Origin of the sequence: Pontitalea aquivivens (genome assembly GCF_046507575.1) — a bacterium.
GTDB lineage: Bacteria > Pseudomonadota > Alphaproteobacteria > Rhodobacterales > Rhodobacteraceae > Pontitalea > Pontitalea aquivivens.
This window is the reverse complement of sequence record NZ_JBKFEY010000098.1, coordinates 1-903: the sequence shown is the minus strand read 5'-3', so window position 1 is coordinate 903 and position 903 is coordinate 1. Positions and strand designations below refer to the sequence as shown.

At 60.5% G+C, this 903-nt stretch carries 1 pseudogene; it reads right to left on the bottom strand.

Going from position 1 to position 903, the window contains the following annotated elements:
• Positions 1 to 840, bottom strand: a pseudogene (locus ACK8OU_RS20320) (IS3 family transposase); the annotation flags it as partial.
• Positions 841 to 903: the final 63 nt, after the last annotated feature.

The following is a 903-nucleotide window of genomic DNA, read 5'->3' as shown; positions in this document are numbered from 1 at the left end:
AGATGCAGCCCCGAGGCGGGGATCGTAGGGCGATGGCCATCTTCAAGGCCCGGATCGCCAGATCGCGTTTCATGCGGTTGCTGACGGCCCAGCCGATGACGCGCCGGGAATGCAGATCAAGGATGACGGCGAGATACAGCCAGCCCTCGCGGGTCCAGACATAGCTGATATCGCCTGCCCATTTCTGATTGGGGCGATCTGCCATGAAGTCACGTTCCAGCAGGTTCGGCGCGATGTTGAACGTGTGATCGCTGTCCGTCGTCGCTTTGAATTTCCTCGTTCTTTCAACGACGATCCCGTTCTCGCGCATCAGCTGCCCGACCCTGCGATGCCCCACATCGACGCCGACTTCCTTCAGTTCTTCGGTCATCCTGGGTCGGCCATAGCTGCCCAGGCTCAGGCGCGACTGCTCCTTGATATGGGCCAGAACCACCATGTCCATGTGCTGCCTGCGGCTGGCAGGGCGGCTGCGGAAGGCCCGTAGCCCGCGCGGGCTGACATTCATCACATGACACAGCCGATCGACGGGGAAAGCCCCGCGCTGTTCTTCGACGAACCGAAACCTCACGGCTTTTGGCTCGCGAAGAACTGGGTGGCTTTTTTTAGGATATCCCTCTCCTCCTTGAGGATGCGGATCTCGCGCCGAAGCCGTTCATTCTCCCGCGCAAGCTCGCGGTCCTCGGCCGAGACCACATCTGTGTCCCGGTGCGCATTCACCCACTTGTTCAACGTCGACAAGCCGACCCCCAGATCATCCGCGACCTGACGCCGCGAAAGCCCACTGGTCAACGCGATCCGCACCGCGTCCTTGCGAAATTCATCCGTTCTTCCTGTGCCCATGGTTCATCTCCTTTGCTGCACATTACGTGTTCAAAGGAGCGGCACCAAACCGTGACAGGTCCA